This window comes from Streptomyces sp. NPDC002809 (assembly GCF_040295435.1).
Lineage (GTDB): Bacteria > Actinomycetota > Actinomycetes > Streptomycetales > Streptomycetaceae > Streptomyces.
In genome coordinates this window covers 20,819-35,726 of record NZ_JBEOVJ010000059.1, presented here as the reverse complement: position 1 = coordinate 35,726, position 14,908 = coordinate 20,819, and the positions used below count along the sequence as shown (strand labels likewise).

The 14,908-nt window shown below is 71.5% G+C and carries 9 protein-coding genes; 3 read left to right on the top strand and 6 right to left on the bottom strand.

All coding sequences use genetic code 11. The features are described 5' to 3' along the window. Positions 1-19 precede the first annotated feature (19 nt). Positions 20-2,533, bottom strand: coding sequence for a DEAD/DEAH box helicase (locus ABT025_RS28055; protein ID WP_351000172.1), 2,514 nt, complete (start codon positions 2,531-2,533; stop codon positions 20-22). A gap of 170 nt (positions 2,534-2,703) precedes the next feature. Here ABT025_RS28055 and ABT025_RS28050 point away from each other — a divergent pair, with 170 nt between their 5' ends. Then, positions 2,704-3,495, top strand: a complete 792-nt coding sequence (locus ABT025_RS28050) for a metal-dependent hydrolase (protein WP_351000169.1) — start codon at positions 2,704-2,706, stop codon at positions 3,493-3,495. 171 nt (positions 3,496-3,666) lie between these two features. Here the strand turns inward: ABT025_RS28050 and ABT025_RS28045 are convergent, their stop codons facing one another. Further along, positions 3,667-4,662, bottom strand: coding sequence for an Lrp/AsnC family transcriptional regulator (locus ABT025_RS28045; RefSeq protein ID WP_351000166.1), 996 nt, complete (start codon positions 4,660-4,662; stop codon positions 3,667-3,669). A 273-nt stretch (positions 4,663-4,935) separates the two neighbouring features. Between ABT025_RS28045 and ABT025_RS28040 the strand changes: the two genes are divergently transcribed. After that, positions 4,936-6,588 carry an MFS transporter gene (locus ABT025_RS28040; RefSeq protein ID WP_502972042.1) on the top strand — a complete coding sequence of 551 codons (1,653 nt, stop codon included), beginning with the start codon at positions 4,936-4,938 and terminating at the stop codon, positions 6,586-6,588. Between the two features lie 32 nt (positions 6,589-6,620). On the opposite strand, the gene ABT025_RS28035 is transcribed toward ABT025_RS28040, so the two are convergent. From ABT025_RS28035 to ABT025_RS28020, 4 genes are all read right to left on the bottom strand, one after another. Beyond that, entirely contained in the window at positions 6,621-8,393 is a 1,773-nt protein-coding gene (locus tag ABT025_RS28035; protein ID WP_351000164.1) for an ABC transporter ATP-binding protein, read from the bottom strand. After that, on the bottom strand, positions 8,390-10,150 hold the full coding sequence (locus tag ABT025_RS28030; protein ID WP_351000161.1) for an ABC transporter transmembrane domain-containing protein: 1,761 nt from the start codon (positions 10,148-10,150) through the stop codon (positions 8,390-8,392). Before ABT025_RS28030 ends, ABT025_RS28035 begins: the two co-directional genes overlap by 4 nt. Positions 10,151-10,211: 61 nt before the next feature. Next, positions 10,212-11,993: an ABC transporter ATP-binding protein gene (locus ABT025_RS28025; protein ID WP_351000158.1), complete on the bottom strand. Its 1,782-nt coding sequence runs from the start codon at positions 11,991-11,993 to the stop codon at positions 10,212-10,214. Next, entirely contained in the window at positions 11,990-13,846 is a 1,857-nt protein-coding gene (locus ABT025_RS28020; RefSeq protein WP_351000155.1) for an ABC transporter transmembrane domain-containing protein, read from the bottom strand. The genes ABT025_RS28025 and ABT025_RS28020 overlap by 4 nt, the downstream gene beginning before the upstream one ends. Before the next feature lie 250 nt (positions 13,847-14,096). Here ABT025_RS28020 and ABT025_RS28015 point away from each other — a divergent pair, with 250 nt between their 5' ends. After that, the gene (locus tag ABT025_RS28015; RefSeq protein ID WP_502972041.1) at positions 14,097-14,837 is read left to right on the top strand and encodes a hypothetical protein; all 741 of its coding nucleotides are present in this window, start codon (positions 14,097-14,099) and stop codon (positions 14,835-14,837) included. Positions 14,838-14,908: the final 71 nt, after the last annotated feature.

The following is a 14,908-nucleotide window of genomic DNA, read 5'->3' as shown; positions in this document are numbered from 1 at the left end:
GCCACCGGTACGGGCGCGCTCACAACTGGCCCACGGAGGTGACCCGGACGACCGCCCGGCCCTCCTCGTCGGACGCGGCCAGATCGACCTCGGCACTGATGCCCCAGTCGTGGTCGCCGTTCGGATCGGCGAATGCCTGCCGGACCCGCCACAGCCCGTGCTCCGCGTCCTCGTCGATCTTCAGCAGCTTCGGCCCGCGGGCGTCCGGACCGGTGCCCAGCTCCTCGTACTCGTCCCAGTACGCGTCCATGGCCTCGCCCCACGCGTCCTCGTCCCAGCCCGCGTCGCCGTCCAGCTCCCCGAGGTCGCGTACCCGGTCCAGCGCGGCCAGCTCGACCCGGCGGAACATCGCGTTGCGCACCAGTACGCGGAAGGCGCGGGCGTTGGCCGTGACCGGCTTGACCTCGTCGGCCCGTTCCTGCGCCTGCTCGGCCGTCTCCACCTCTGGATTGGCGAGCTGCTCCCACTCGTCGAGGAGGCTGGAGTCGACCTGACGGACCATCTCGCCGAGCCAGGCGATGAGATCCTCCAGGTCCTCGGACTTGATGTCGTCCGGGATGGTGTGTTCCAACGCCTTGTACGCGCTCGCGAGATACCGCAGCACGATGCCCTCGGTACGGGCCAGCTCGTAGTTCGACGTGAACTCGGTGAACGTCATCGCGCGTTCGTACATGTCGCGGATCACCGACTTCGGCGATACCGGATGGTCACCCACCCAAGGGTGGCTCTGGCGGTAGACGTCGTACGCGTGCCACAACAGCTCGCTCAGCGGCTTCGGGTACGTGACCTCCTGGAGGAGCTCCATCCGCTCCTCGTACTCGATGCCGTCGGCCTTCATCTGCCCGACCGCCTCACCGCGCGCCTTGTTCTGCTGCGCGGCGAGGATCTGCCGCGGGTCGTCGAGCGTCGACTCCACCACCGAGACCATGTCCAGCGCGTACGAGGGCGAGTCGGCGTCCAGCAGCTCGAAGGCGGCGAGCGCGAACGTGGACAGCGGCTGGTTCAGCGCGAAGTCCTGCTGCAGATCGACGGTGAGCCGCACGATGCGGCCCTCGGCGTCGGGCTTGTCCAGCTGTTCCACGACGCCGCCGTCCAGCAGCGAGCGGTAGATCGCGATCGCCCGGCGGATGTGCCGCAGCTGCGCCCTGCGCGGTTCGTGGTTGTCCTCCAGCAGGTGCCGCATCGCCTCGAAGGCGTTGCCGGGACGCGCGATGACGGACAGCAGCATGGTGTGCGTGACCCGGAAGCGGGAGGTCAGCGGCTCGGGATCGGACTGGATCAGCTTGTCGAAGGTGGTCTCCGACCAGGCGACGAAGCCCTCGGGAGCCTTCTTGCGGACCACCTTGCGCTTCTTCTTGGGGTCGTCGCCGGCCTTCTTGACCGCCTTCTCGTTCTCGACGACGTGCTCGGGGGCCTGCGCGACGACGAAGCCCGCCGTGTCGAAACCGGCCCGCCCGGCCCGGCCGGCGATCTGGTGGAACTCACGTGCCCGCAGTGTCCGCACCCGCGTGCCGTCGTACTTGGTGAGGGCGGTGAACAGCACCGTGCGGATCGGGACGTTGACCCCGACACCGAGCGTGTCCGTGCCGCAGATGACCTTCAGGAGCCCCGCCTGCGCGAGCTTCTCGACCAGTCGGCGGTACTTCGGGAGCATGCCCGCGTGGTGCACGCCGATGCCGTGGCGTACGTAACGCGAGAGGTTCTGACCGAACTTGGTGGTGAAGCGGAAGTTGCCGATGAGATCGGCGATCTTCTCCTTCTCCTCCTTGGTGCACATGTTGATGCTCATCAGCGACTGCGCCCGTTCGACGGCCGCGGCCTGGGTGAAGTGCACGATGTAGACCGGCGACTGGCGGGTGTCCAGGAGCTCGGTGATCGTCTCGGTGATCGGCGTCAGCCGGTACTCGTAGCTCAGCGGGACCGGACGCGTCGCCGAGCGCACCACGGAGGTGGGGCGGCCGGTGCGGCGGGTCAGGTCCTCCTCGAACATCCGGACGTCACCGAGCGTGGCCGACATCAGGACGAACTGGGCCTGCGGGAGTTCCAGGATCGGGATCTGCCACGCCCAGCCGCGGTCCTGCTCCGCGTAGAAGTGGAACTCGTCCATGACGACCTGGCCGATGTCCGCGTACTTCCCGTCACGCAGCGCGATGGACGCGAGCACCTCGGCGGTGCAGCAGATCACGGGGGCGTCGGCGTTGACCGAGGCGTCGCCGGTGAGCATGCCGACGTTCTCCGTACCGAACAGCTTGCACAGGTCGAAGAACTTCTCCGAGACCAGGGCCTTGATCGGAGCGGTGTAGAAGGTGACCTTGTCCTGGGCCAGCGCGGTGAAGTGCGCACCGGCCGCGACCAGGCTCTTTCCGGACCCGGTGGGGGTGGAAAGGATCACGTTGGCTCCGGAGACCACCTCGATCAGCGCCTCCTCCTGAGCGGGATAGAGGGTGATCCCCTGCGTCTCGGTCCATGACGAGAATGCCTCGAAGAGGGCGTCGGGGTCGTCGGTCGGGGGCAGCTGATCGATAAGGGTCACGCCCCCATCTTGCCTGTCTTCCACCCCGATGAGGGAACCGGACGACGGTACGAAGATCACGGACGATACGCTGCCCCTTCAACTCGGCCGCACCACAACGATGATGGCCGGAACGCGTGCACAGGCGATACCTGTCGCACCTCACGACACCTACGGGGGCGGAAACAGCCATGATGGGACCGGCACACTCTCTGTCAGGGGCAGCGGCCTGGCTGGGGGTGGGCGCGGCCGCGGCTGCCGCGGGCCACACAATGCCGTGGCCCGTCCTGGTCGTCGGGGCGCTGATCACCGCGGGCGCCGCGCTCGCCCCGGACCTCGACCACAAGTCGGCGACCATCTCGCGCGCCTTCGGGCCGGTGTCCCGCGGACTCTGCGAGATCGTCGACAAGCTCTCGCACGCCGTCTACAAGGCCACGAAGATGCGGGGCGACTCGAACCGCAACGGCGGCCACCGGACCCTGACCCACACCTGGCTGTGGGCGGTCCTGATAGGAGGGGGCGCCTCTGCCGCGGCGATCACCGGCGGCCGGTGGGCGGTGCTGGCGATCCTCTTCGTCCACCTGGTGCTCGCCGTCGAGGGGCTGCTCTGGCGGGCCGCCCGGATGTCCAGCGACGTCCTGGTGTGGCTGCTCGGCGCGACCAGCGCGTGGATTCTCGCCGGCGTCCTGGACAAGCCGGGCAACGGCTCGGACTGGCTCTTCAACGCCCCCGGCCAGGAATACCTCTGGCTCGGCCTGCCCATCGTGCTCGGCGCCCTCGTCCACGACATCGGCGACGCGCTGACCGTCTCGGGCTGCCCGATCCTGTGGCCGATCCCGGTCGGCCGCAAGCGCTGGTACCCGATCGGCCCGCCGAAGGCCATGCGGTTCAGGGCCGGCAGCTGGGTGGAGCTGAAGGTGCTGATGCCGGTCTTCATGGTGCTCGGGGGAGTGGGCGGGGCTGCCGCCATGAACTTCATCTGACGCGTTCCGGGCCGGACCGGTCTCCGGCACGAAGGCGCCCCGGGCGGATTTCTCTCCGCCCGGGGCGCCTTTCGTTCTTGCGGACACGGCCTGGGCCTTCGTCCGGATCAGGCCGGACCCCGAGGACCAGGCCGGATCAGGCCTGATCAGGCCTGATCCGGACGTAAGACCCTAGACGGCTGCGGGAGGGACCAGGCGACCGTGGGAGATGAGGGAGGCGGCCTGCTTGAGGCGGCGCGTCCGGATGCTGACTCCATAGGTGTCGACGCCGGGGGTGGTGGCGAGGCGGGTGGTCAGATAGCGGTAGAACTCCTCGGCGTCACGGCAGATGACGATGGCCATCACGTTGTGTTCACCACTCGTGGCGCCGGTGAACGCGACCTCGTCGTGGCCGGCGATCTCGTGGCCGGTGCGTTCCAGGTGGGCGGGAGCGACGCGGAGCCAGAGCGTGGCGTTGAGGTGGTAGCCGAGGAGTTCCGGCAACAGGTCGATGTCGTACGAGAGGGTGCCGGACGTCTCCAGTGACTCCAGCCGGCGGGCCACGCGGCCCTTGGACTGGCCGGTGACCTCGGCAAGTCGGGTGTGCGAGGCGCGGCCGTCCTCGGCGAGGGCGTCGAGCAGCGGGCCGTCCTCGGCGGTGAGGGGGAGGAGAGCGCCGGCCGGGGCAGGGGGAGGGCTGCCGGCCAGCCGCTGCTCCTGCTCGGCGGTGAGACGCCCGCCGTAGCCGGTCCAGCCGGACGTACCGGGGACGCCGAAGGGGTGGAGGAGCAGGTCGATGCTCAGGTCGAGGACGGCCGCGGACCTGGGCAGCTGCTGGAGCAGCATGTCCTCGCGCGGGGCATGGAGGGGTGACCGGATGACGCAGATGATCTCCGAGCCGCCCGAGGCGATGCCGACGTAGGCGATGTCGGGGCGCCGGGCGAGAGCGTCGGCGAGGGGTGCGGCCCGGTCGGGGCGGCAGCGGATACGGGCCACCCACTGCGCCTCGCCGTGGACGGCGGGATCGACCAGGCCCACGACCCGCATCGCGCCGCTGCGGCGCAGGGCTTGGTAGCGGCGGGCCGCCGTCTGCTCCGACACCCCGATCACGTCGCCGATGAGCCGGAACGGGGCACGCGGCGCGAGTTTGAGCGCGCGGAGGATTTTCATGTCGACATCGTCGGTCACGGCGGAAGTCTGTCACGAGGCCCGAGGTGGGCGGAGGTTTTCTCCGGATGTGCGGGGCTGCTTCGTTGGTTCTGCCTGGTTTCGCCGATGCTGGGGCCCGGGTCGTTCGCATCGTGGGCCCGACGTCCCACCCGCTCCTCGTCGCACCCGGGCGCACGGCATCGTCCGGGCTTCGTGGCGGCCGGGGCACCGGCGGTACGTCGGACGGAACGCGTTCGACGAACGCCCGCTGGACATCAATCGCGGCGCGTCGCGCCGTAAAGGAGTGCTTCCTTGAACGTCACACCTTCGGCGAGCGGCCGGCCCGACCGGCGGGCGGCCACGCTCGCCATGGCCTGCCTGGGCGTATTCGTCGCCTACTTGCCGGTGACCACGGTCGCTGTGAGCCTGCCGGCCATCCAAGCGGCGCTGGGCGCGTCGACGGCCCAACTGGCATGGGTCCAGGACGCGTTCGTTCTTCCCATGGCCGCGTTCATCCTGACCGCTGGTGTGGTCGGCGATGTCCACGGGCGCAAGAAGGTGTTCCAGGCGGGCCTGCTGCTCTCCGCCGCCGGTGCGGCCGTCGCGCTGGCCGCACAGTCGATCCAGGTGCTGTGGATCGGTCAGGCCCTCGCCGGACTGGGCGCGGCCGCGCTGCTGCCCACGACGCTGGCCCTGATCAGCCACGCCGTTCCCGACCACCGCGAGCGCGGCAAGTTCATCGGCATGTGGGCCACCTCGCTCCTCATGGCGCTGGCCGTCGGCCCGCTGATCGCCGGGGCCGTCCTGCAGCACGTTGCCTGGCGGTGGATCTACCTCCTGGTCATTCCCGTCTCGCTGCTCGCGATGGCCTTCGCCTCGCGGCTGCTGACCGACTCGCGTGCCCCGCACGGCCGGCGGCTCGACTGGCCGGGCCAGATCACCGCCGCGGTGGCCATCACCGCGCTGGTGTACGGCGTGATCGAGGGCGGTGCCGGTTCCTTCACCGACACCCCGGTCCTGGTGGCGCTGGTCGTCGCCGCGGCCGGCGCGGTCGCGTTCGTCGTGGCCGAGCGGCGCAGCGACAGCCCGATGCTGGACCTGACGCTGTTCCGCAGCCCGGCCTTCACGGCCACCACCCTCGTCGCGATGATCACCTTCCTGGCGCTCATCGGCTTCTTCTTCCTGCTGAGCCTCTACTTCGGCCTGGTGCAGCAGCTCGACACCCTGGCGGCGGCCTGGCGCCTCCTCATGGTCACCGCGGCCGCGATCGTCGTCGGCGGTCCCGTCGGACGCCTCATGCACCGGTTCCCCGCACGCATCCTGATCACCACCGGGCTGCTCGTCGTCACCACCGCGCTGCTCTCCATGACCACGCTCGACGCGGACACGTCCTTCGTCTCCGTCGCATGGCGGCTGGCCCTCCTGGGCCTCGGGATCGGCGGCGTCCTGACGCCCATGACCGCCACCGCCGTCGCCTCCGTGCCCCACCACCTGGCGGGTATGGCCGCAGCCGGCAACAACGCCTTCCGGCAGATCGGCGGCGCGCTCGGCCCGGCCGTCCTGGGCGCGCTCCTCACCGCCCGGGCCCTCGACACCTTCCCCGCCCGTCTCGCCGACGCCGGAATCACGGGAGCGGCCCGGCAGAGCATGGTGGACGCCGCCCGCGAGGGAGGGCTCGGCGCGGTCGCCGCGATGGATCCGGGTGCTGCGACCGGTCCGGTCCTGGGCGCCGTGGGCGATGCCTTCCTGGACGGCATGCGCCTGTGCCTGATCGTCGCCGCGGCGCTCACGCTGCTCGCCGCCCTCGTCGCCGCCGTACTGCTGCGCCGGCCGGGCGGGGCGCCCACCCCCTCGGTGACGGTGGCCGCGGCCGGCTCACACACCGCCCCCGCCACCGCCGCCGACGCTGACGAGGTCGCCTCGGGCCGGGGCGGCGGACGGGCCCCGGCGCGGGGACGCGGCTGACAGCGGGGGCGCTCCGGCAGGAGCGCCCCCGCTCAGGTGGAGGGCGGCCGCTCACCGTGCCAGGAGCGCCAGAGCGCGGCATAGGCGCCGTCGGCCGCCACGAGAGCGTCGTGGGTGCCGAGTTCGGTGATCCGGCCGTCCTCCATCACGGCCACCCGGTCCGCGTCGTGGGCCGTCTGCAGGCGGTGCGCGATGGCTATGACGGTCCGGCCGTCGAGGACGGCGGCCAGTGCCCGTTCCGTGTGCCGGGCGGTCCTCGGGTCCAGGAGCGCGGTGGCCTCGTCGAGTATCAGCGTGTGCGGGTCGGCCAGCACCACGCGCGCCAGGGCGAGCTGCTGTGCCCGGGCGCCGTCCGGCCGGTGCCCCGCGTGGCCCAGATCGGTGTCCAGGCCGTCGGGCAGCTCGTCCGCCCACTCGGCGCCGACTGCGGCGAGTGCCGAGCGCAGTTCGCCGTCCGTGGCGGAACCCGAGGCGATCTGCAGGTTGTCACGGACCGTGCCCTGGAAGACGTGGTGCTCCTGCGTGACGAGGACGACGTGGCGGCGCAACCGGTCGGGGTCCAGGCCGGCGACCGGGACCCGCCCCACCGTCACCGAACCGGTGCGCGGTGTGTCCATGCCTGCCAGCAGTCTGCCCAGGGTGGTCTTGCCCGCGCCGGATGGCCCGACGATCACCAGCCGCTCGCCGGGCCGGACCGTCAGGTCGACACCGTGCAGGACATCGCCCCCGTCGTCGTAGGCGTAGCGCACACCGGCCACCTCGATCCGGTCGCCGTCCGGTGCGGGGGAGCCGGCCGGTGGTGCCTGCGGGGCCGCTCCCAGGCCCTCGACCCTGGCGAAGGAGGCGCTGCTGCTCTGTATCTGCTCGAGCCGCTGCAGGATGCTGTCCAGGGGCTGCGAAAGCTGCCTCAGATACAGGGCCGAGGCGACCACCGCACCCAGGCTCATCGAGCCCTGGTCGTGCAGTACACCACCGATCAGCAGGACACCCGCCACCGGAACGACATACGAGACGTCCACGGCAGGGAAGAGGACACTGCGGAGGAAAAGCGTCCGGGTCCGGGTGCTGCGGCACCTGTCGATCGCTTCCTGGCACGCCGCGATGCGGCGCTCCTGCAGTCCGAGGGCCTCGACCGTCCTGGCCCCGGCGGCGGTCGCGGCCAGTTGCTCGGCGAGAGCCGAGTTGGCCGCTCCCTCGGCAAGGTACGCGGTGAGCGCCCGGCGCAGATACCAGCGGGCGGCGAACCAGATGCCGAGCAGTCCCAGCACGCCGCACGCACCGAGCAGCGGGTCGAGTGCGAACACCGCCCCGAGGATGAACAGCGCCTGGACCCCGGCGATGAGAACCTCCGGCCCGGCGTCCCGGAGGGTGGCGCCCACCGAGGCGACATCGGCGGTGCCGCGGGTCATGAGGTCGCCCGTGCCCGCCCGCTCGACGGCCGCGGCAGGCAGGGACAGAGCCCGGTCCGCGAACTGCTCCCGGATGCGCGCCAGGGTCCGCTCGCCGAAGCGGTGCCCCAGACAGCCGGCCCAGCGGACCAGGAGGAGCTGTGCCAGCGCGAAGGCGAGGACGGTGAGCGCGAGGCGGTCCACCGAGGCCACCGTGCTCCCGCCCCTGACCTCGTCGACGATACGGCCGAGGAGCCACGGGCCGACGAGCCCGGCACCGGCGGCCAGGGCGTTGAGGCCGATCACAGCGGTGAAAGCGCGGCCGTCCAGCCGGATCAGCCGGAGCGCCGCCCGGCGGATACGCGCAGGTTCGGCGACGGGCAGGGCGCGGGACGCGGGTGAGGACCCGGCGGTCATCGGACGGGCTCCCGGCTCGGCGGGACGGTTCCTTCGCCCCCGCGTTCCCGGTCCTCGTCGTCCAGGCCGCGCGACACCAGCAGGCGGTAGCCGCGTTCCCGGTCCAGGAGTTCACGATGGCTTCCGACGGCCGCGACGGATCCGTCGACCAGGTAGTACACGGTGTCCGCCCGATCGAGCAGGAGCGGTGACGTGCTGGTGACGACCGTGGTGCGGCCGGACCGTGCGGCGCGCAGCCGCGCCGCCATGGCGGCCTCGGTGTGCGCGTCGACCGCCGATGTCGGTTCCACCGCCAGGAGCACCTCGGGATCGGCCAGCAGGGCCCGGACCAGGCGGACGCGCTGCCGCTGGCCTCCGGAGAGGTTGCGTCCCTGCGCGCCGACGGGCGAGTCGAGTCCGTCCGGCAGTCCGCGGACGATGTCGTGTGCCATGGCCGCGTGGACGGCGCGGGAGATCGTCTCCTCGTCCGGGCTCCCGCGGCCGCGGATGACGTCACGCAGCGGGCCGGCGAACAGATCGGCCTCGTTGTCCGCGACGAGGATCCGTCGGCGCACCTGCGTCAGGTCGATCTCGGCGAGGCCTGTGGCGCCCCAGGTCGCGGCCGACCCGGTGAACCGGCCGAGACGGTCGACCACCGCCGCGGAGTCCGACGGCCGTGCGCTGACCAGCGCGGTCAGGATTCCGGGGGCCACCTCGACACCGGATTCCGGATCACGGAGCGTTGACGGCGACCGGGGCCCGCGCGAAAGCGCCTCCCCGCCGGTGGATTCGGGCTCCAGGGTCAGGAACCGGACGACCCTGCGGGCAGCGACCAGCCCACGGCTGATGTCGTAGCCGCCCTCGATGAAGGACGAGACGGGCACCACGAGGACCGCGGCGTATCCGTAGACCGCGACCAGTTCGCCGACCGTGATGGTTCCCTGAGCGGCCATCCGGGCCGCCAGCCAGGTCACGGCTCCCAGGAACAGGGCGGGCAGGCCGACGCCGAGCGCCTGGATCCAGCTGGTCACCGAGCCGACGCGGTACCCCTCCGCCCGGAGGGCCCGTGAGCCGCTCCTGTAGCGCTGCGCGTACACCTCCTTGCCGCCGATGCCGTTCAGTACGCGCAGGCCCGCGGCGATGTCCTCGAACCGGGAGGCGAGCCCGCCCTGCTGTTCCCGGTACGCCGCCTCGACGCCCTGCAGCTGTCCCAGCAACGGGCCGACCAGTACGGCGAGCAGCGGAACACCGAGCAGCACCACCGCGGCGAGCAGTGGCGAAACGCTCAGCAGCAGCGCGGCCACGACGACACAGGCGAGGACGGCGCCGACCCCGGGTCCGGTGCTGGTCAGCGTATTGGCGATCATGGCGACGTCACCGAAGCCGATCGTGACCACCTCTCCCGCCGTGGCCCGGCGCGGCAGCGCCGCCCCCAGCTCGGTCGCCTGCCTGACCACCACCTGTACGGAACGGAAGGCGGCGTCCAGCCGGACCCTGGTCATCGTGCGGTGCCGCATGATGCCCAGCCACGCGTTCAGCACGCCCGCACCGAGCAACGCCGCGACCCAGCCGGCCAGCGCGGACTCCCGCCCCGGTTCCAGCCCGTCGTCGATGGCGCGTGACAGCAGGTAGGGGGGCAGCGTCAGACCGGCCATCCAGGCGCTGCCGAGCAGTGCACCGGCGGCGATCCGGCGGCGCTGACAGGCGATCAGCCACCACAGGTACCGCGCGGCGCCGCGACAGTCCGGGGTCCCTGGATCCGAGAGGGTTGCTGTCATGTACAGCACCCTAGTGATCATCGGCCGGTACGGGCAGGGGCCCCGGACATGCTCATTCCGGTCAGCCGTGCCAGGACCGCCACAGCGCCGCGTACGCGCCGTCCGCCGCCACCAGCTCGTCATGGCTGCCCAGTTCACTGATCCGGCCCTGCTCGACGACGGCGATCACGTCCGCGTCGTGCGCCGTGTGCAGCCGGTGGGCGATCGCCACGACCGTACGGCCGTCCAGCACCCTGGCCAGCGAACGCTCCAGATGGCGGGCCGCGCGCGGGTCGAGCAGCGAGGTCGCCTCGTCCAGCACCAGCGTGTGCGGATCGGCCAGCACCAGCCGGGCCAGCGCGATCTGCTGGGCCTGCGCCGGGGTGAGAGCCAGACCGCCCGAACCGACCTCGGAGTCCAGCCCCTCGTCGAGCGTCCGTGCCCAGGCGTCCGCGTCGACCGCGGCCAGCGAGGCCCACAGCTCGGCGTCCTCGGCGCCGGTACGGGCCAGCAGCAGGTTGTCCCGCAGTGACCCGACGAACACATGGTGCTCCTGGTTGACCAGAGCCACATGCGTACGGACCCGTTCCGCGGTCATCTGTGACAACTGCGCACCGCCCAGCGTGACTTCACCGGTCCTCGGGGAGTAGATCCCGGCCAGCAGCCGTCCCAGCGTCGACTTGCCCGCACCGGACGGGCCCACCAGCGCAAGCCGCGTACCGGGAGCGACATCGAGCGACACCCGGTGCAGCACGTCGAGACCGGCGCGGTAGCCGAAGTGCACCTCGTCGGCACGGACTTCGCGGCCGTCCGGGGCCACACCGTCGTCACCCGCGTCCGGCTCGATCTCCCGGACCCCCACGAGGCGGGCCAGCGACACCTGAGCGACCTGCAACTCGTCGTACCAGCGCAGGATCAGGTTGATCGGATCGACCATCATCTGCGCGAGCAGCGCTCCCGTCGTCAGCTGACCGACGGTGAGCCAGCCCTCGATGACGAACCAGCCGCCGAGCATCAGGACCGCGCCGAGAATCGTCACGAACGTGCCGTTGATGACGGGGAAGAGCACGGACCGCAGGAACAGCGTGTACCGCTCCCACGCCGTCCACTCCTTGATCCGCCGGTCCGACAGCGCGACCCGGCGCGCACCCAGCCGGTGTGCCTCCACGGTCCGCCCGGCGTCCACGGTCTCCGCGAGCATCGCCGCGACCGCCGCGTAGCCCGCCGCCTCCGAGCGGTACGCCGACGGCGCCCGGCGGAAGTACCAGCGACAGCCGGTGATCAGAATGGGCAGTGCGATGAGGACCGAGAGCGCCAGCGGGGGAGCGGTGACAGTGAGTGCGGCGAGCAGCAGCCCCGCCCACACCACACCGATGGCCAGCTGCGGAACCGCCTCGCGCATGGCGTTGGCGAGCCGGTCGATGTCCGTGGTGATCCGGGACAGCAGGTCACCCGTCCCGGCCCGCTCCAGCACGCCCGGCGGCAGCCGGACCGACCGCACGAGGAAGTCCTCACGCAGATCGGCCAGCATCTCCTCGCCCAGCACGGCGCTGCGCAGCCGCATCATCCTGGTGACCACGGACTGGATGACCAGCGCCAGGGCGAACACCGCGGCGGTGCGCTCCAGATGGAGGTCGGTGACCCCGTTGGACAGGTCCTCGACCAGTCCGCCCAGCAGATACGGACCCACGATCGACGAGATCACCGCGACGGAGTTGAGCACCGTGACCACGATGAACGGCCGCCGGTGGCGACGCATCAGCTCACGGACGTAGGTGCGTACGGTCGTGGGGGTGCCGACCGGCAGGGTCGTCGCCGACTCCGGGGCGGCCGGGTCGTACGCCGGTGGTGCGACGCCGATCATGCCCTCTCCTCGATTTCCTCGATCGTGTCGATCGTGTCGATCGTGTCGATGTCTTCGGTGTGGTCCGGTGCGGCCGCGATCTCGTCGTCCGTCTCACGGGTGACGACCGCCCGGTATCGCGGTTCGTCCCGCAGCAGCTCACGGTGGGTACCGACGGCCACCACGGTGCCGCCGTGGACCAGCGCCACCCGGTCGGCCAGGTCGAGCAGCAGCGGCGACGAGGCGAACGCCACCGTCGTACGGTCCTTGCGCAGGGCCTTGATGCCCTCGGCGACCCGTGCCTCCGTGTGCGAGTCGACGGCGGACGTCGGCTCGTCGAGCACCAGAGCCTCCGGATCCGTCACCAGGGACCGGGCCAGCGCGAGCCGCTGGCGCTGACCGCCGGACAGCGACCGGCCGCGTTCGGTGATCCGGGTGTTCATGGGGTCGCCCTCGCTGTCGACGGATGCCTGGGCGAGCGCGTCCAGGACGTCGCCGCACTGCGCGGCCGCCAGCGCGTCCGCGGCGGCGACCCGGCCGGACGACGGCACGTCGAGCAGTTCGCGCAGCGTGCCGGAGAGGAGCACCGGGTCCTTGTCCTGGACCAGGACCGCGGTCCGTGCGGCGGCCAGCTCCAACTCGTCCAGGGGCACACCCCCGAGCAGGACCGACGGCACGACGGTGCCCGGGGCGTCCCCGGCCTCGTCCTCCCGCGCCACGGCCGGCTGGGCATGGCCGCCGAGCCGGTCCGCGAGCCGACCCGCCTCGTCCGGATCGCCGCAGACCACCGCGGTGAACAGGCCCTCCGGAGCCAGCAGGCCGGTGACCGGGTCGTACAGGTCACCGGTCGGGGCGGCGTCGACAGTGGACGGCCGTGCCACCCGGCTCAGCGAGAGGACGCGGACCGCGCGCTGCGCGGACGGCCGCGAGAAGGAGTACGCCATGGCGATCTCCTCGAAGTTCCGCAGCGGGAGCAGCATCAGCGTCACCGCGCTGTACACCGTCACGAGCTGACCGACGTCGATCTTCCCGTCCCGGGCCTGCGTCGCCCCGTACGTGACCAGCGAGATCAGCAGCACGCCCGGCAGGAACACCTGGACCGCCGAGATCAGCGACCACATCCGCGCACTGCGCACCGCCGCCTTGCGGACCTCCTGCGAGGCGCGCCGGTAGCGGCCGAGGAACAGCTCCTCGCCGCCGATGCCGCGCAGCACGCGCAGCCCGGCCACCGTGTCGGATGCCAGCTCGGTGGCCTTGCCCGCCTTCTCGCGCTGGACGTCGGCGCGACGGGTGGCCCGGGGGAGCAACGGCAGCACGGCCAGGGCGAGTACCGGCATGGCGACCGCCACGAGCAGGCCGAGCGAGGGCAGATAGAGGACGAGCCCGGCACAGACGATGACGAGGGTCGCGGCGGCGGCGGCGAAGCGGGAGAGTGCCTCGACGAACCAGCCGATCTTCTCCACGTCGCCGGTGGACACCGCGACGACCTCGCCCGCGGCGACCCGGCGGGTCAGCGCCGAGCCGAGCTCCGCGGTCTTGCGGGCCAGCAGTTGCTGGACCCGGGCGGCAGCGGTGATCCAGTTGGTGACGGCCGTCCGGTGAAGCATGGTGTCGCCCACCGCGATCAGCACGCCGAGCACCGCGAGCATGCCCCCGGCCAGCGCCAGCCGTCCGCCGGACCGGTCGACGACCGACTGGACGGCGAAGCCCACGGCGAGCGGCAGCCCCGCGATGGAGCACTGCTGCAGCAGGCCCCATGACAGGGACTTGAGCTGTCCGCGGATCTGGTTGCGGCCGAGCCAGAGCAGGAAGCGGGGGCCCGACCGGACGTCGGGATCGCCGGGATCCGAGTACGGAAGATCGCGAATTTGCATGACGTCCCAAAAGATCGGAAATGAGCTGAGATCCGCGAGGGATCTCCAGAAACACGTGGGGATGCGTGTGGGGGGACCAAACCGTCCAAGCCTCGCTCCCCGCAGGGGCCGAGGCAAACCCTTTTACGCGCGGAGCCCCGTGGGAGCCCGTCTGTGCCGGGCCGGTGCACGGAGTAAAGATTGGGCACGCATTCGCCGTCCGCCGCAGGCGAGGAAGGCCCCGGACGCCCGGTGGTGCGAGCATGGACGGATGCGTAGAGCCGGTGCGGTACGAGTGGTGGCCTCGGCGGCCGCCTGCGGTGTCCTGTTCACGACCCTGACGTCGTGCGGTGACGGGCAGGACCCGAAGAAGTCGGACACGCGGTCGGCCGGTGCGCAGAAGGACAAGGACGAGGCGCGGACCACCGGCCTGAAGCGCATCCCGGACGTGGGCGACCGGCTGCGGTCACAGATCCCGGCCGGCTCCCGCCAGGTCGTCGCCGTGTACGGCGCGGGCAAGAACTCCCCGGACTCCACGGTCGTGCTGTACACCCGGACCGGATCCACCTGGGACAAGAACGCCGTCTGGAAGGCCCACAACGGCCACAAGGGCTGGACAGCCGACCACCACGAGGACGACAAGCGCTCCCCGGTCGGCGTCTTCACTCTCACCGACGCGGGCGGCGCACTGCCCGACCCGGGCTCCCTGCTCCCGTACAGCGAGTCGGCCGCCATCCAGGCCCCCCGGTACTGGGCCAAGCCCTACTGGCACGACTTCGACTACGTCATCGCCATCGACTACAACCGCGTCAAGGGCACTGCCCCCAACGATCCGACGCGCCCGGAAGGCCAGTCGAAGGGCGGCAGCATCTGGCTCCACATGGACCACGGAAGCGGCACATCGGCCTGTGTGAGCCTGCCGAAGGCCGCCATGGTGAAGCTGCTCCGCACCCTGGACCCGAAGCAGAACCCGGTCGTGGTGATGGGCGACCGCGCCGCCCTCAAGGCCTGAGCGGCCTGCCCGTACCCGGGGACTGTCCCGCGATTCCTGGCGCGCGCACGACCCCGGCTACGGCACGGGGG